Source organism: Streptosporangium sp. NPDC000396 (assembly GCF_042898655.1).
Lineage (GTDB): Bacteria > Actinomycetota > Actinomycetes > Streptosporangiales > Streptosporangiaceae > Streptosporangium.
Map to the genome: position 1 here is coordinate 97,587 of NZ_JBIAZA010000023.1, position 16,585 is coordinate 114,171.

The window sequence follows — 16,585 nt, forward strand, 5'->3', positions numbered from 1 at the left end:
CCACCGGGTGACAGGACGGGACCTAGGCCGCGCGCTTGCCCTGGAAGGGCAAGAAGTGGTCGGCCAGGTGCTGCCGGGCGGGGATGAAGGTGGGCTCGGTGGCCACGATCCGGTCGAACCGGAAGGCCCGAATCGCGCCGCGCAGGCGGCACATGCCCACGAGGTACCAGTAGTCGCGGTGGACCATGCACGTCACCGGGTCGACGTCGCGGACGGTGATCCGCCCGGAGACATCCCGGTAGTGCAGGCGGACCACGAGGCGGGAGGTGATGGCGTTGGCGATGGTCCGGGCCCGATCGGCGGTCGGGACGGGCATCGGCTCGGTGAGGGTCGCGAGCGTGGTGGCGATGACTTCGTCGTCGAGCTCCATGTGCTCGAACACGTGGCGCAGGCCACGCCGGGCGGTGGTGGCCTGCGGGCCCGAACCCAGGTGCGCCAGGGACAGGGCGAGGGCGGCGATCTCGGCGGTCGTCAGCGGGCTGGTGGAGGGCTTCATGACGTTAGCCATACCCAAATAGTACGGACGGCCACCGACATTTTTCGAACTCTTGTCGGGTACGGCGATGCCGTACCCGACAAGAACGGCGACGTCAGCGCGACAGCTGGGACAGGTCCCGTGAGGCGCCGGTGGAGGCCGAGGTGGTCAGCGCGGCGTAGGCCTGGAGCGCGGCGCTCACCGGGCGGTGGCGGTCGCGCGGCCGGTAGCCGCCCAGGTCGGTCACGAGCCGCTCACGGCGAGCCGACAGCTCCTCCTGGGAGACCTTGAGCTCGATCGAGCGGCCCGGGATGTCGATCTCGATGAGGTCGCCGTCTTCGACCAGGGCGATGGTGCCGCCCTCGGCCGCCTCGGGGGAGGCGTGGCCGATGGACAGCCCGCTCGTGCCGCCGGAGAAGCGGCCGTCGGTGATCAGCGCGCAGGCCTTGCCCAGGCCCTTGCCCTTGAGGAACGAGGTCGGATAGAGCATCTCCTGCATGCCCGGCCCGCCCTTCGGGCCCTCGTAGCGGATCACCACGACGTCGCCGGGCTTGACCTTGTTGTTCAGGATGCCCTCCACCGCGTCGTCCTGGGACTCGAAGACCACGGCGGGCCCGGAGAACCTCCAGATCGACTCGTCCACCCCGGCGGTCTTGACGATGCAGCCCTCCGTGGCGATGTTGCCGTAGAGGACGGCCAGGCCGCCGTCGCGGGTGTAGGCGTGCTCGAAGTCGCGCACGCAGCCCTCGGACCGGTCGAGGTCCAGCGACTCCCAGCGGGCTTCCTGAGAGTAGGGCTTGACGGTGCGGACGTTGCCGGGGGCTGCGTGCCAGAGCTCCAGGGCCTCGGGCAGCGCGCTCGCCGACTTGGGGTCCCAGGCGTCGAGGTAGTCGCCCATCGTGCCGCCGTTGACGGTGTGGGTGTCGCGGTGGATCAGGCCGGCCCGGTCGAGCTCGCCGAGGATGGCGGGGATGCCGCCCGCGCGGTGGACGTCTTCCACGTGGTATTTCGCCGTGGCCGGGGCGACCTTGCACAGGCACGGCACCCGCAGCGAGATCTCGTTGATCTCTTTGAGGCCGAAGTCGACCTCGGCCTCGCGGGCCGCGGCGAGGATGTGCAGGATCGTGTTCGTCGAGCCGCCCATGGCCACGTCCAGCGCCATGGCGTTCTCGAACGCCTCGCGGGTGGCGATGTTGCGCGGCAGGACCGTCTCGTCGTCCTGCTCGTAGTAGCGGCGGGTGATGTCCACCAGCCGGCGCCCGGCGTCCTGGAACAGCTTCTTGCGCGCCTTGTGCGTGGCGAGGATCGTGCCGTTGCCCGGCAGGGCCAGGCCGATGGCCTCGGCGAGGCAGTTCATCGAGTTGGCGGTGAACATCCCGCTGCACGAACCGCAGGTCGGGCAGGCGTTCTCCTCCATCTCCAGCAGCTCGGCGTCGGAGACGGCGTCGTCGGCGGAGGCGATCATCGGGTCGATCAGGTCGAGCTTGCGACCCGCCGTCTTGCCGGCCTCCATCGGGCCGCCGGAGACGAAGACCGTGGGGATGTTGAGCCGGAACGCGGCCAGCAGCATGCCCGGGGTGATCTTGTCGCAGTTGGAGACGCAGATCAGCGCGTCGGCGCAGTGCGCGTTCACCATGTATTCGACGGCGTCCGCGATCAGCTCGCGGCTGGGCAGCGAATAGAGCATGCCGCCGTGGCCCATCGCGATGCCGTCGTCCACCGCGATCGTGTTGAACTCGCGTGGGATCGCGCCCGCCTCGCGGATCGCCCCCGCGACCACGTCTCCGACCTCGCGGAGATGGACGTGCCCGGGGACGAACTGGGTGAAGCTGTTGGCCACCGCGATGATCGGCTTGCCGAAGTCACCGCCTTCTACGCCCGTCGCCCGGAGCAGGGCCCGGGCTCCGGCCATATTTCTGCCGTGAGTGACCGTACGAGACCTGAGGGCGGGCATAAGGCTTCTCCCATCATCGAAACCGTGTCCTCAAATGGTACGGCCACCGTTCAGTGCGTGAGACTTCGGTCCATCTCGCGAGACGGCGGCGGATGAGGTCCACGGGACGTGCCGGGAGCGCGGGAGGCGGCGGATGACGCGGCGGGAGAGCGCGACGGGGAGCACGAGTGACGTGGCGGCGGCCGAATCCGCCGCCACGGGGCCGGCCGGGGCCGGCCGGGGTCAGGACTCGGGGTAACGGGCGGGCAGGACCCTCTCGGCGGCCTCGTAGATCTTGTCGATCTCGGCGTCGGTGAGTGACCGCTCCCGCTTGGTGATCCATTTACGGACGCGGCTGCCGTCGAAGACGTCGACCTCGCGGACGTTCAGAACCTTCCACGGGATCGCCGGGCCGTAGATCGCCAGAGACGGGACGACCGTGACCGCATGGCCGAGTTCCTCGGCGATCAGTTCGCTGGCCTGCGACGCCTCCCAGCGCGCCTCGTCGAGGCGGGGCTTCTGGTTGAACGGCCCGTGGAACAGCTTGCGGTGCGACTGGACGCGGACCGGCAGGCGCTTGTCCCACTTCTCGGAGTCGACCGCGTAGACCCCGGTGGGCCCGACGACCAGATGGTCGATCTGGGCCTCGCTCCCCGGAATCGCCCGGGCGTGCAGGGTGCGGTAGCCACCGCGCTCCAGCCTCTTGAGCTGGGCCTCCGTGCGCCGTTCCGCGACCGAGGCACGCCGCCAGGCGGGCACGCTCGAATTCGAGCGGGCGCGCAGCACCGTGTCGGCGATCGCGGCCACGATCGCGGCCATCACGCCCAGTCGCCAGCTGGCCAGCAGGATGCCCGCGACGACTCCTACGGCGACCGCGATCAGGACGCGTCGCCGCAGGTGGCCGTATTTGGGGTGGTCGAGCAGGCTGCGCAGTGAAGCGCGTTCGATGGGCGCGTACGTAGACGCGGGCGCGGCGGGTCGAGACGTCGGCCTGTCCTCGGCCGGTCGGTCGCTGACCCAAATAGGTGACGTAGTGTTACCGTCTTCTGGTACCTGACCGGAATCCACGTAACTCACGGTAGCTGACGTCCATAAGGGTGCCTAGTATTGCGTTTCTCATACTTTTGTGACCGCCATGACCCGCTTGCGGCTACTCCGAACCGGGTATCTACTCATTTCCTCTCTAGATAACCGGGCCGTCTGCGCCTACTGTGCGGGACGTGGCTCACATACATGATCTTACCGCCCTGGAGCAGGCGGCAGCCGTACGACGTAGGGAAATCTCGCCCGTCGAGATCACCGAACACTACCTCGACCGCATCGCGCGACTGGACTCCGAGGTCGGCGCCTATGTGACCGTGACCCCCGAGCTGGCCCTGGAGCAGGCGCACAAGATCGAGGCCAAGGTGCTCGCGGGCGACGACTCCTCGCCCCTGTTCGGCGTGCCGATTCCGATCAAGGACCTCAACCTGGTCAAGGACGTGCCGATCCACTTCGGTTCGGCCACCTACGACGATTTCGTCGCCCCGGTGGACGACAGCGTGGTCGAGCGGCTCAGGGACGCCGGGACGATCATGCTCGGCAAGACCGCGACGCCCGAGTTCGGGCTGCCGTGCTACACCGAGACCTTCCTTTCCCCGCCCACCCGCACCCCGTGGGACCTGTCCCGCTCGGCAGGCGGATCCAGCGGCGGCGCGGCCGCCGCGGTCGCCGCCGGTCTCGCTCCCGCGGCGCAGGGCAGCGACGGCGCCGGTTCGATCCGGATCCCCGCCTCGGTCTGCGGGCTGTACGGCATCAAGCCCACCCGGGGCCGCATCAGCTTCGCGCCGATCATCCCCGACCTGGCCGGTATGTCGACCAACGGCCCGATCGCCCGGACCGTGGCCGACGCCGTCGCGCTGCTCGATCTGATGACCCACGACAACCCCGGCGACCTCTACCACGCGCCATCGCCGGAGCTCGGATCGTTCGAGGCCTACGTGGGCCGGGATCCGGGCCGACTGCGGATCGCTCGCTACGCCGAACCGCTCGTCCCAGGCGCCGAGGTGGCCCCCGAGGTGCTCGCCGCCTACGAGCACGCCTCGGCGGAGCTGGCGGCGCTCGGCCACGAGGTGGTGGACATCCCCCCGCCGTTCACGCCGGACCTGGTGCCGCAGTTCGTGACGCTCTGGTACGCCTTCGCCTGCATGCACCCCGTGGACCTGACCAAGCAGGACCGGCTCCGGCCGCTGACCGCCTGGCTGCGCGAGCGCGGTTTCGCGACCCCGGCCCCCGACTTCCTGCAGGCGCAGTCGGCGTTGCAGCTCGCCACCCGCTTCGGGCTGATGGTCACCAACGAGTACGACGCGGTGCTCACTCCGACCGTCACCCAGCCACCCCGGCCGGTGGGCTGGTTCGAGGAGGTCGAGGACCCCGAGGAGACCTTCGAGCGGATGAAGCGGTTCGCCGCCTTCCCCGCCATCTACAACGTCAGTGGCCAGCCTGCGGTCAACCTCCCGCTCTACTGGACGTCCGAGGGCCTGCCGATCGGTGTCATGCTCGCCGGGCGGTTCGGCGACGAGGGCACGTTGATCTCGGTCTCGGCCCAGATCGAGGCGGCCCGCGGCGGTTTCTGGGGAGAGCGCAGGCCTGCCGTCTGGTAGGTCTCCCGACCTGTCCGGAAGGCCTCTCGACGGGCTCTCACCAGGGGCTTACCGTTGTTTGTGTGGACAGCGCGATTCAGGTCCTCGGGTTTCTCATCGGAGTTTCCGCGGGTCTGTTCCTGCTCATCACCCTGCTGGTGATGTTGCCCGGCAGGGTGCGCGCGAGCGCCGCACAGAGCACTTCGGCGGGCGCGGTGTGGTTCGGAGGCCCTCTCCGCAGCGAGTACGGCGTGAGCGTCTCCGGCCTGGTGCTGGTGGACCAGGAGGCCTCGGCGCGGGAGCCGCGGGTCGACTGGGTCTCACTGGCGGAGATCTCCGAGCCGGGGCGCGGCCTCGGCGGGGCGTCGGCGGGATGGTGACGGCGATGCGGACTCTGACCCCGACGCAGGTCGACGACATCAGGGAAGCGCTGCGCGCCGCCGAGCACCGCAGCGGCCTGCGCTTCGCCGTCTACCTCGGACCGGCGATCGGCCCCCGCCGCCACTTCTCCGAACGGCTGCACGCCGCCCTGGCGGAGGAGGCGGGCAGGGCCGTGCTCGTCTTCGTGGATCCCGCGGGAAGGGCACTGGAGATCGTCACGGGCCCCCTGGCCAGACGAAGGATCCCGGACGGGGCGTGCCGCCTGGCCGCGATGTCGATGGCGGCCGTCCTCGACACCGGGGATCTGGTGGGCGGGCTCGTCGCGGGGGTGTGGCTGCTCGCCGATCTGGCTTCGCGCCGGAGGTGACTCTCTCCCCGGCTCTCCTGGCTCTCCCGGCTCCGTTCTCACCCCGTACGAGACCGTTCCGTGCCTCCTCCCCGCCCCGGGGGAGGGCGTTCACGCCGGAGACCCGCAGCGGAGGACTCGCCTTTCCTGAATCGTCTCCCTGTTATGGTTTCTTCCATTCGAAAATGGTCAGAAGTTGACCGTCGTCCATTCCCGCCGGGGGCAGCGAGAAGCCGCTCTTCGCCGGGAGCGCAGGAGTCACAATCGGGTCGTGCTGAAGATCGTTCGGGACACGTTGCCGGGTCGCGCCTCTTCCGGGGATTCCCCGGGAGATCCTGCGAGGCAGGAGCGGGACGGGACGCTCGCCTACATCGCGGAGACCCTGGCCGACGTGCGCGAGGAGATCTTCAGGGCGGACCGGAAGGCGGTCGCCCTGATGGCGGCGGCCGTCTTCGGCGGGCTGCTGGCCGGCCGGTTGAGGCCGCAGGAACTGCCCGGCCAGGTGGAGTGGCTCTGGTGGGCCGGTGTCTTCTTCTGCGTGATGGCGATCGTAGTGCTGGCCGGTGCGGTCTATCCCCGCATCGTGCGGCTCGCCGGGCGGGCGGTGGAGCGCCGGCGCTTCTACTCCGTCCGCGCGCACGCCCCGAGCCCCCGCGCCGATGTCCCCCGTCCCGAGGACTCCCGCGCCGGAGCCTTCGCCGACAGCGCGCTCGCCGACCTGAGAGCCCGCATGGCGAGCCAGGACACCCGGGTCCGGGCCGACCGGCTCGTGCTGCGGATCAGAAAGCTCAGCTCCATCGCCGCCGCCAAAGACCGCTACATCCGCAGGGGGACGCTCCTGCTGCTGATCTCCGTCGTCTGCTGCCTGCTTTCGGTGGTCATCGGCCAGGTCATGACATCGTGGGACCTGTTCGGCAGGCCCATGGCTCCGGCCGTTCACCGGACACAGGCGCCCCGCTCGGCGCTCATGCTGGATCCGCGAGATCACATCCGGAGAAGCTTCACCAGGTGAGTGGTGATGTCCGTGAGCAGCGTCGAGGGCACCACGGGGGCGGCCGCGACCGCGGAGACCAGGCTGGGCAGGCCCGGCAGGGGGAAACCGTCGTCCTCACCGGCCGCGTTGCCCACCTCGTTCTTGGCCAGGACCAGCCGGCTGCGCTCCCACGCTTCGAGGACCTCCTCGGGGGAGGGCACGCCGAACCCGTGACCCACGGGGGCCGCGTGGCGCAGCCGTACCAGGGGGGTGTCGGCGAAGGTCAGCGCCACCCGGGCGCGTAGGGCGAGGTCCTCGCGGCGGTCCCGTTCCACCCAGTCCATGGCGGTGCACGGGTTGCGGCAGGTGGCCACGCAGGTGGCGAGTGCCCCCGCCACCTGGCTGTGCTGCCGGTCGAAGTAGGCCCGCCAGCCCTCGGCCGGTTCCCCGGACACCCGCAGGGTGCGGTTGGTGGCCGACTGCTCCGCCTTGGTGTGGTCGCACTCACGGTCGCCGATCACGCCGAACCTGCTGCCCGGCGCGCTGAAGCCCTGGGGCCAGCGGGCGGGGTCGCCCGCGTGGCCGAGCACCGGCTCGAAGGCGAGCAGCGGCAGGTACTCACTGGCGATGTGCAGGGCGGCGACCATGGGGCTCAGCTCGCGCCTGTGCCACCGGACCGCGATCACCTCCAGCAGCAGCCCGTAGGCGGGCCGGAGTGACTCCAGCGCGCCACGCGGCTGCTCCCGGGGTGTCTGCGGCATGGTGCACGCCCGCGCCCGCCGCCTCAGATCGTTGGGTACGGCCCGCGCCTCGGCGGCGAAGTCCTCCGCGTCGAGCGAGAGCAGCCGCTGCCCGAACTCGCATACCGCCTCGATGACCTCCGCGTTCTCGACGACGTCCGAGGCGAGGGCTCCGAGGTCGGCGAAGGCGTATCTCCGCGCGAGGGAGACGAGCAGATCGCGCGCCGATTCCACATGATCACCTTCTCATGGCCTGTGAGTGAAGGGGGGTGTTATCTGCGCAAAGTGGGTGTTGGTCCGTTCTCGCAGGTAGGGGCTATTTTTATCATCATCTGATCAGATTGGCCGCATTGATCATGCCGCTCGCGGCGGCGATCCTTCATCACACCTCACCCCCATCCCTGAGGGCCGGGATGGACGATGAAGGCGAAATCCGTGCTCGTCCTGCGGACGAGAGGGACGTCGCACTTGATCCGGCGTTCGGTCTCGCTCCTGCTGATGCCGAGACCTTGGGCGATCAGCCGTTGCGGACGGACCGGGACGGGGTCCAGGAACTCGACCTCCACCCGGATTGGCCAGCCCGCGTCCGCGGGCGGACCCGGGGGCGTGACCAGACACCACGCGTCGCTCCAGTCGAGGGCGAACCGGTTACGCCGGGCGACCAGCGGGTCCAGGAGTGTCTGGGCGACGAGCGCCGGATCGTTGGTTTCGAACGCGTGCAGGCGGACCGGGTCGATGGACCGGACCGGGACCCGCTCGTGCACCGTGACCTTCGAGGTCTGGCCGCAGGAGACGCAATGGACCAGAAGCCACACGTCGAGAAGCTTGCCGTTGGCGTTGACCCGGAACTTGCCCTCCGCGGCGGTGGCCACCGCCGCACGGCACCGCAGGCAGCGAAGGGAGAGGAGGGGCAGGCGGGTCCGGCGCACGGTCCAGGACAGCACGAAATGATCTCTATGGGGTTGTGAGGACATGATCTCTCTAAGACCTGACGAAAGGCCGCGCTCGCGCGGCCTGAAACGCTGAAGGGCCAGGGCGGCCTGGGGCAGCCCGGCGGAGCCGACCGTGTCGGCGTCAGAGCGCTGTGGGAAGGTGTCAGGCGAAGAGAGCAGGCGGGGTCACGCGGTTGTCCTCACGACGTATTCGACGATGCCGATCGCAACGTACGAGATCACTCACTGGGCCGCAATTGATTTTCCGCCTCTCCTAGGGTTTTGAGTGCGGGGTTATCGCATCCGAGTCTCGCGGCGGCCCTCAAAGTGAGCTCAAGGTCGCGTCAGAGCGGATCACCGGGCCGGAAGAAGACCGATCGACATGACGCGTGCCCGGCCCCGAGCAGGCCGGGGCGGAACGCTCACGGCCGGTAGGCCCTCAGGTAGGCGCTGACCTTTCCGGCATGGTCGCGCCACCTCGGCGGAACGCCTTTCGCCTGCCGTACCGTGGCGACCGAGCTCCGGTAGACGCCGACCAGATTGAGCGCGGGATCGCCCGGCACGTCGCGCACCTTCGGGCCGAGCGTGCACAGGAACCGGCCCATCGCCGGGATGGCCACCTCGGGGTCCAGGGCCCCGGCCCGCGGCGAGCGCGAGTAGCTCGCGGGCAGGTAGGGCTCCAGGACGTCCGGAGTCCACCGGGCGATGCCGTACTCCTTGGTGGTGTCGTCGGCGAGCTCCGGGTCGAAACCGCTCTCCGCCTTCAGCATGGCGGCGATGAGCGCGGGGCTCAGGCCGGGCACGTCGGTGCACCAGGTTCCCGCTTCGGTGATCGCGGCGCGATACTCCTCGGGGATGTCGGCGCCGGCCCGGAACCATCGCTCGTACGCGCCGTCGTCACGCCGGACGGCGAGCGTGACACCCCCGGCGACGGCGACCGTGATGGTCAGCAGCGCGGCCAGCAGCAGTTTCGGCCTCTTCCCGGCCCCGCCCGGCAGCGGCTGGGGCTCACCGGCGGCCGTGGCCAGTGCCGAGGCGAAGGCGCGGACGTCCGGCCAGCGCGCGTCGCGGTCGTCGGCCAGGGCTCGGGCGATGACCTCGCCCGCGGGTGAGGAGATCCGGCTCGGGGTCCGGCCGGGCGGCTCGCCGGTGATCAGGTGGTGGGCCACCGCGGCCAGGCCGTACACGTCGGCGCGCTCGTCGGGGGCGGAGGCGGGGCTGAGCTGTTCGGGCGCCATGTAGCCGGGGGTGCCGCCCGGCAGCGTGAAGCCGGAGGTCTGCGCGAGTTCCCTGGCGATGCCGAGATCGGCCACGATCAGCCGTTCCCCGCCGCCGGGCAGAGAGCGGATCAGGATGTTGGCGGGCTTGAGGTCGCGGTGGACGATGCCGTGGTCGTGCAGGGCGGCCACGCCGATCGCGATCTCCAGGGTCTGCCGGACCGCCTCACCCAGCGGCACGGGGCCACCGGCCAGCCGGTCGCGCAGGGTGCCGAGGTCGGCGTGGCCCATCACGAAGAACGGCCGTCCGTCGGGCAGTGTGCCGATGTCGTGCACCTGCACCACATGCGGTGACTCGGCCCGCCGGATCATCCTGGCCTCCTGGGCGAACCGCCGGCGTATCCGCTGGTGGTTCGCCCAGTGCGCGGCCAGAACCTTGACGGCGACGGGGGCGTTCAGATCATCGTCGTGCGCGAGCCACACCGTGGCGAACGCGCCCTGGCCCAGGAGCCGCTCGACGCGGTAGCGGCCGATCTCAAGGGGGACGTCCATTCACCCATCGTCGCGTGTCGATTACTTTCTGTCAGCAGTTGGGGATCTCCGCGCCCGAGTTGTCCTTGGCCTCGTCATTGCCCCAGCGGCTGAGGTAGTACGCCGAGATGTAGTCGCGGCCACCGGTGTCCATGTCGGTGAGCAGCCACCAGTGGTTGTACTCGTTGCCGGTGCCCACCCGGTCGCCCCAGCGCTTGCAGAACACGTAGTTCGTGCCGGCGTAGAGGAATCCTCCGTGGTAGAAGCCCGTGGCGGTGCCGTGGGTGTCCACCCAGTACTTGGTCTCGGCCTGGGCGGCCGGGGCTGCGGCCGTGATCGCGGCTCCGGCGAGCAGTGCGGCGATGATGGCGTTGAGGCGCATCTGTGTTCTCCCTTTCTCTCTCGGGTGCTCACAGTTTGCGAAAGGATCCTCACCGTGAGTATCTGTAAGGTTTCAGGGATCCTCATCCAGAGAGATGAGCAGGTGCTGGAGGTCGCCCCCGGCGAGCACGTCACCTTCGGCAGGGGGCCGGCCGACCTGGTGCTTCCGGATCCCGCGGTCTCTCGGCTGGCGGGGCGGATCGATGTGGTGGACGACTACTGGTTGATCTCCAACCTGAGCCGCGCGTCGACCTACGTGGTCGACAACCCCGAGGGCGGCGGCGAGTTCGTCAAGGTGCCGCCGGGCCGCGTGCGGGCACCGATCCCCTTCGAGCTGGCCCGGGTACGGTTGCCCGCCGAATCGGTGTCCTTCCTGGTGTTCGCCCCCGAACACACGCTGTTCCACCCCGACGCGCCCCGGGAGGGCACGGAGACCGTGCTGGCCTTCCCCCTGGACGTCACCGCGAAATACTTCCTGATCCTGGTCGCGCTCTGCGAACCCCGCCTGCGCGACCCGCTCTCCACCGTGATCCCGACCGTTCCGGAGATCATCATCCGCCTGGCCCATCTCGGCCTGGGCCGTTCGGCGGTCAACTTCCACATCGACTATCTCGCCCGCGTGAAACTCCGCGTGAAGACCCCGGAGCAGCCCGGGAAGTCCGACTGGCAGCGCGCGGCGATCGTCTCCCTGGCGCTGAGGCACGACCTCGTGACGGCCCGGCACCTGGAACTGCTGGGAGCGCCGGTCCGCCCCTTGCGGTGACGGCGGGCGGGCGCCGGGCGCTGCCCGGAAAAGCGGGACGCCCCCCGCCGTGACGGCGAGGGGCGTTCCGGTCGGCCGGCACCAGGAGGTCAGGTGAGGTCAGGCCGAGGCGGCGTCCTTGGCCTGGGCGCGCAGGGCGCGGCTGACGCCGTCGGCGCCCTCCAGCAGGAGGCGCTTGAGGGCGTGCGGGGGCTGGCTCGCGGAGATGAGGTCCTGGGTCCTGGCGACGGTCTCCGGGGAGATGGCCAGGACCGGGTAGCAGCCGTTCGCGAAGTTCTGGGCGCTGTCGGAGGTCCAGGTCTTCCAGATCCGGCCGATCTCGTCGAAGTACTTCGCGGCGTACGGCTCCAGCAGGTCCGCGTGGTGCGGGTCCATGAAACCGGCGATCGTCGAGCGGAGCAGGGCGCCGCTCAGCTTGCCCTCGGTTATCGAGGCCCAGGCCTTCGCCTTGCCCTCGGCGGTGGGGATCGCGGCACGGCTGAGCGCGGCCGAGCGCTCGCCGGTGGCGGTGGCGTCGCGCAGAAGCTCGTTGGCGATGTCCTCCTCGCCGAGCACGCCACCGGAGACCAGGGCGTGGATCAGCGTCCAGCGCAGGTCGGTGTCCACCGTCAGGCCGTCGAGCACGGTCGAGCCGTCCAGCAGGCCCTTCAGGAACGCCAGGTCGTCGGCCGAGGTCGACGCGGCGGCCAGGGCGTTGACGTAGGCGAGCTGGTGGTCGGAGCCGGGCTCGGCCTCGGTGAGGAGGGAGCGGAGGGAGGAGGCCAGCAGGGCGAGGCCCTGGGCGCGCCAGGCGGGGTCGGCGTACTGCTGGACGGCCAGGCGGGCCTGGCGGAGCACGGTCTGGGCGACGGTGATGTCCTTGATCGACGAGATGCCGGAGACCACCAGGGCGACGTAGTCGCGGGTGGACATCTCGGCGTCACGGGTCATGTCCCAGGCCGCCGACCAGCACAGGGCGCGGGGCAGGGACTCGGTGAACCTGGCGATGCCGCCGTTCACCAGGGTCTGCAGCGAGCGCTCGTCGAGCCGGACCTTGGCGTAGGTCAGGTCGTCGTCGTTGATCAGCACCAGGTCCGGCTGGACCTCGCCGACCAGCTCGGCGACCGCCGTACGCGCGCCGACCACGTCGAGCTCGACCCGCGTGGTCCGGACCAGGGCGTCACCCTGCAGGGAGTACAGGCCGATGGCGACGCGGTGCGAACGCAGCGTCGGGTAGTCGGCCGGGGCCTCCTGCAGGACGTCGAACGAGAGGAAGCGGCCCTCGGCGTCGGTGGTGAACGACGGACGCAGCGTGTTGACCCAGGAGGTCTCCAGCCACTCCTTGGACCAGGAGGACAGGTCGCGGCCCGAGGTGCGCTCCAGCGCGCTGAGCAGGTCCTTCAGCTCGGTGTTGCCCCAGGCGTGCTCGTTGAAGTAGTCGCGGACACCGGCCAGGAAGTTGTCCAGCCCGACGTAGGCGACGAGCTGCTTGAGCACCGAGGCGCCCTTGGCGTAGGTGATGCCGTCGAAGTTGACCTCGACCGCGTGCATGTCGACGATGTCGGCGGCGATCGGGTGGGTCGAGGGCAGCTGGTCCTGGCGGTAGGCCCAGGACTTCTCCACGTTGGCGAAGGTCGTCCAGGCGCCCTGGCCCCAGCGGGTGGCCTCCGCCTGGCAGAGCACCGAGGCGTAGGTGGCGAACGACTCGTTCAGCCACAGGTCGTCCCACCAGCGCATGGTGACCAGGTCACCGAACCACATGTGCGCCATCTCGTGCAGGATCGTCTCGGCGCGGCGCTCGATCACTGCGTCGGTGACGCGGGAGCGGAAGACGTAGTCCTCCAGGAAGGTCACGCAGCCGGCGTTCTCCATCGCGCCCGCGTTGAACTCGGGGACGAACAGCTGGTCGTACTTCCCGAACGGGTAGCGCAGGCCGAAGACCTTGTGGAAGAAGTCGAAGCCCTGCCGGGTGATCTCGAAGAGGTTGTCGGGGTCGAGGTGCTCGGCGAGCGAGGCCCGGCAGTACAGGCCCAGCGGGATGCCGTCGTGCTCGGAGGTCACCTTGTGGTACGGCCCGGCGCACAGGGCGGTGATGTAGGTCGACATCACCGGCGTGGCGGGGAAGTGCCAGCGCCTGGCGGCCTGGAGCACGCCGTGACGGCCGTGGTGCTCCTCCAGCTCCTCGACGGAGTCGGGCGCCGCGTTGGAGACGACCTCCCAGCCGGAGGGCGCGAGCACGGTCAGCTCGAAGGTGGCCTTCAGGTCGGGCTGGTCGAAGCAGGCGTACATCCGGTGGGCGTCGGCGGTCTCGAACTGGCTGTGCAGGTAGACGCTCTTGTCGACCGGGTCGACGAAACGGTGCAGGCCCTCGCCGGTGCGCGTGTAGACGCAGTCGGCGTCGATGCGCAGCTCGTTGGTCTCGGCCAGGTTCGGCAGCGGTAGCCGCCCGGTCGCGGGGTCGTAGCTGCTCACGTCGAGCTCGGTGCCGTTCAGTACGGCCTTGCGCACCTTGGCTTCGGCCAGGTCGATAAACGTCTCCGCACCCGCCTGCGTACTGGTGAACCGGACCGTGGTGACGCTCTCGAAGCGCTCCTCACCCTCGGTCAGGTCGAGCTCCACCGCGTATGACTGCACACTCAGCAGTCGTGCGCGCTCGCGGGCCTCGTCACGGGTCAGATTGCCTGCCACTACAGCTGCTCCTCGTCACAACCTCCCTCGCTCCGCTGCGAAGGAATTCCTGAATCCTGCCATGTGAGACGGAAGATCGTTTCCCCTGAGGGGAAGGGGCACATCGATCACCACATCTGAGGATAAAGCCGCCCGTCAACGTAATAATCCGCGCATGGAATAGGAAACTCTTGGTCTCAGGTTGTGGCTATCGCGAAGACGCCTCACGACCAGAAAGCTGAGAGATGACCGAGCGTACCCCGGTCGACCTTTGGTTCGACCCCTTCTGCCCCTACGCGTGGATGACTTCCCGCTGGCTGCTGGAGGTGGAGAAGGTGCGGCCGATCGAGCCGCGCTGGCACATCATGAGCCTGAACGTGCTCAACGAGGGCAAGGACGTCCCGGAGACCTACCGCGAGAAGATCGCCAAGGCCATCGGCCCGGTCCGGGTGGTCACCGCCGTGCAGGAGAAGTACGACTCCGAGACGGTCGGACGGCTCTACACCGAGCTCGGCACCCGTCTCCACAACCAGGGCAGGATCGAGGAGCTCGACAAGCTCCGCGAGACCGTGGAGGAGGCGCTGGAGGCGGCCGGGCTCGACCGCGCGTTCGCCGACGCGATGGACTCCGAGGAGCACGACGAGGCCCTGCGCGCCTCGCACAACGACGGCATCGAGCGGGTCGGCCAGGAGGTCGGCACTCCGGTGATCTCGGTCGAGGGTGTCTCGTTCTTCGGCCCCGTCATCTCGCCCGCGCCCAAGGGGGAGGAGGCCGCCAAGCTTTGGGACGGCGTCCGCCTGGTGGCCGGCGTCGACGGCTTCTTCGAGCTCAAGCGCTCCCGCACCCGGCCCCCGATCTTCGACTGATCCCGGCTGATCCCTCGGCTTCGCCCCGCCGGACCGGACCAGGTCGCGGCGGGGCGGGCGGGGATGCGGGGCGGGCGGGGAGATGAGGCGGATGCCTGATACGGGCCTCCGCGAACACCCGTCTGTGCTTATCCAGATATCGCGATTTTTTAGAGATCTTGACTATTTGTCACCCGGAAGCGTGCTTCGCCGTACTCTCGTCGCAAGGGCGGCCGAGTGCTCGCCACGGCGAGGGACCGCGTCCACCTATTTGCGATCTTCGTGCGATTGGGAAGGCATCCTCTGACCTGCTGGACTCTCGCCTTATGACGATCCGCGCGTAAGGATGAGGGGCATGCGCCATCTTTATCTGAACGGAGCTTGGCGGCCTTCGGCGTCGAGCGAGAGCATTGATGTCGTCAATCCCGCGACCGAGGAGACGATCGACAAGGTCCCCGCGGGGTCACCCGCCGATGTCGAGGCCGCCGTGGCCGCCGCTCGCGCGGCCCTGCCCTCGTGGTCCGGCACGGCTCCCGCGGAGCGGGGGAAGGTCCTCGCCGCCGCCGCCGACCTGATACGGGACCGCTCCGACCAGATAGCCAGGATCATCGCCACCGACATGGGCGCGCCGTACGGCGTGGCGTTGAAGGTGCAGACGCTGATGCCGGCCGGGGTGCTGGCCTCCTACGCCCAGCTGGCCGAGACATACGACTTCGAAGGCGGTCAGGTCGGCAACTCCCGCATCTTCAGGGAGCCGGCCGGAGTGGTCGCCGCCATCACGCCGTGGAACTACCCGCTCCACCAGGTCGTGTGCAAGGTGGGCCCGGCGCTCGCCGCCGGCTGCACGGTGGTGCTGAAGCCGAGCGAGGTGGCACCGCTGGCGGCCTACGCGCTGGCCGGCATCTTCGACGAGGTCGGGCTGCCGGCCGGGGTGTTCAACATGGTGAGCGGATACGGCCCGGTGGTCGGCGAGGCCCTGGTCACCCATCCCGACGTGGACATGGTGTCGTTCACCGGCTCGACCAGGGCCGGGCGCCGGGTCGCCTCCCTCGCCGCCGAGACGGTCAAGCGGGTGGCTCTGGAGCTCGGAGGGAAGTCGGCCAGCCTGATCCTGCCGGACGCGAACCTGGCCACGGCGACCAAGGTGACCGTGGCCAACGCGTTCCTCAACTCCGGTCAGACCTGCTCCGCCTGGGCCCGCATGATCGTTCACCGCGACCAGTACGACGAGGCCGTCGGCCTGGCCGTCCAGGCCGCCCGGAAATACACCGTCGGCGACCCGTTCGACGAGCTCACCCGCCTCGGCCCGCTGGTCTCCGCGGCGCAGCGCGACCGGGTCGTCCGCTACATCAACCGGGGCCAGGAAGAGGGGGCCCGGCTGGTCGCCGGAGGCGCCGACCGTCCCCTTCCGCGGGGTTTCTACGTGGAGCCCACGGTGTTCGCCGGGGTGGAGCCGGGGATGGTGATCGAGCAGGAGGAGATCTTCGGCCCGGTCCTGACGATCATCCCCTACAGCCGCGGCGAGGACGAGGCCGTCACCATCGCCAACGGCACGCCGTACGGCCTGGCCGGTGCGGTGTGGGCGGGCGACGAGGAACACGCGGTCTCCGTCGCACGGCGGCTGCGCACCGGCCAGGTGGCCGTCAACGGAGGCCAGTTCAACCCCCGGGCTCCCTTCGGCGGATACAAGCAGTCGGGCCTGGGCCGCGAGCTGGGCGAGTTCGGCTTGGAGGAATACCTGGAGGTCAAGGCCGTCCAGCTCTGAGGCCCTCCGGCTCCGGGCGGGCCCGTCTTGTGACGG

General features: G+C 69.6%; 15 protein-coding genes. 7 read left to right on the plus strand and 8 right to left on the minus strand.

From position 1 onward, the window contains the following. Window positions 1-22 precede the first annotated feature (22 nt). The 3 genes from ACFY2X_RS32230 to ACFY2X_RS32240 form a co-directional block, all read right to left on the minus strand. Entirely contained in the window at window positions 23-508 is a 486-nt protein-coding gene (locus ACFY2X_RS32230; RefSeq protein WP_389945786.1) for a helix-turn-helix transcriptional regulator, read from the minus strand. Between the two features lie 82 nt (window positions 509-590). Next, window positions 591-2,429, minus strand: a complete 1,839-nt coding sequence (ilvD, locus tag ACFY2X_RS32235) for a dihydroxy-acid dehydratase (RefSeq protein WP_389945788.1) — start codon at window positions 2,427-2,429, stop codon at window positions 591-593. A gap of 222 nt (window positions 2,430-2,651) precedes the next feature. Then, complete coding sequence (locus ACFY2X_RS32240; protein WP_389945791.1) at window positions 2,652-3,476, minus strand: nuclease-related domain-containing protein; 825 nt, start codon at window positions 3,474-3,476, stop codon at window positions 2,652-2,654. A 152-nt stretch (window positions 3,477-3,628) separates the two neighbouring features. Between ACFY2X_RS32240 and ACFY2X_RS32245 the strand changes: the two genes are divergently transcribed. From ACFY2X_RS32245 to ACFY2X_RS32260, 4 genes are all read left to right on the plus strand, one after another. Then, on the plus strand, window positions 3,629-5,050 hold the full coding sequence (locus tag ACFY2X_RS32245; protein ID WP_389945794.1) for an amidase: 1,422 nt from the start codon (window positions 3,629-3,631) through the stop codon (window positions 5,048-5,050). A 62-nt stretch (window positions 5,051-5,112) separates the two neighbouring features. Next, window positions 5,113-5,409, plus strand: coding sequence for a hypothetical protein (locus tag ACFY2X_RS32250; RefSeq protein WP_389945797.1), 297 nt, complete (start codon window positions 5,113-5,115; stop codon window positions 5,407-5,409). Between the two features lie 5 nt (window positions 5,410-5,414). Further along, on the plus strand, window positions 5,415-5,777 hold the full coding sequence (locus ACFY2X_RS32255) for a DUF5130 family protein (RefSeq protein WP_389945799.1): 363 nt from the start codon (window positions 5,415-5,417) through the stop codon (window positions 5,775-5,777). 250 nt (window positions 5,778-6,027) lie between these two features. Continuing rightward, window positions 6,028-6,768, plus strand: coding sequence for a Pycsar system effector family protein (locus ACFY2X_RS32260; RefSeq protein WP_389945802.1), 741 nt, complete (start codon window positions 6,028-6,030; stop codon window positions 6,766-6,768). Here ACFY2X_RS32260 and ACFY2X_RS32265 read toward each other — a convergent pair. From ACFY2X_RS32265 to ACFY2X_RS32280, 4 genes are all read right to left on the minus strand, one after another. After that, entirely contained in the window at window positions 6,741-7,703 is a 963-nt protein-coding gene (locus tag ACFY2X_RS32265; RefSeq protein WP_389945805.1) for a hypothetical protein, read from the minus strand. The two genes, ACFY2X_RS32260 and ACFY2X_RS32265, sit on opposite strands and share 28 nt — an antisense overlap. 155 nt (window positions 7,704-7,858) lie before the next feature. Continuing rightward, on the minus strand, window positions 7,859-8,413 hold the full coding sequence (locus ACFY2X_RS32270) for a DUF1062 domain-containing protein (protein ID WP_389945808.1): 555 nt from the start codon (window positions 8,411-8,413) through the stop codon (window positions 7,859-7,861). Between the two features lie 410 nt (window positions 8,414-8,823). Then, entirely contained in the window at window positions 8,824-10,170 is a 1,347-nt protein-coding gene (locus ACFY2X_RS32275) for a serine/threonine-protein kinase (RefSeq protein WP_389945811.1), read from the minus strand. Window positions 10,171-10,201: 31 nt separating this feature from the next. After that, a complete protein-coding gene (locus ACFY2X_RS32280) occupies window positions 10,202-10,531 on the minus strand; it encodes a hypothetical protein (RefSeq protein WP_389945814.1) in 330 nt (109 codons plus the stop codon). 54 nt (window positions 10,532-10,585) lie between these two features. Here ACFY2X_RS32280 and ACFY2X_RS32285 point away from each other — a divergent pair, with 54 nt between their 5' ends. Beyond that, window positions 10,586-11,293, plus strand: a complete 708-nt coding sequence (locus ACFY2X_RS32285; RefSeq protein ID WP_389945816.1) for a winged helix-turn-helix domain-containing protein — start codon at window positions 10,586-10,588, stop codon at window positions 11,291-11,293. A 99-nt stretch (window positions 11,294-11,392) separates the two neighbouring features. Here the strand turns inward: ACFY2X_RS32285 and pepN are convergent, their stop codons facing one another. Next, on the minus strand, window positions 11,393-13,960 hold the full coding sequence (gene pepN, locus ACFY2X_RS32290; protein WP_389945820.1) for an aminopeptidase N: 2,568 nt from the start codon (window positions 13,958-13,960) through the stop codon (window positions 11,393-11,395). A gap of 224 nt (window positions 13,961-14,184) precedes the next feature. On the opposite strand from pepN, the gene ACFY2X_RS32295 reads away from it, so the two are divergent. Next, window positions 14,185-14,805: a disulfide bond formation protein DsbA gene (locus ACFY2X_RS32295; protein WP_389945823.1), complete on the plus strand. Its 621-nt coding sequence runs from the start codon at window positions 14,185-14,187 to the stop codon at window positions 14,803-14,805. A gap of 334 nt (window positions 14,806-15,139) precedes the next feature. Beyond that, on the plus strand, window positions 15,140-16,549 hold the full coding sequence (locus ACFY2X_RS32300) for an aldehyde dehydrogenase family protein (protein ID WP_389945826.1): 1,410 nt from the start codon (window positions 15,140-15,142) through the stop codon (window positions 16,547-16,549). The last annotated feature ends 36 nt before the right edge of the window (window positions 16,550-16,585 follow it).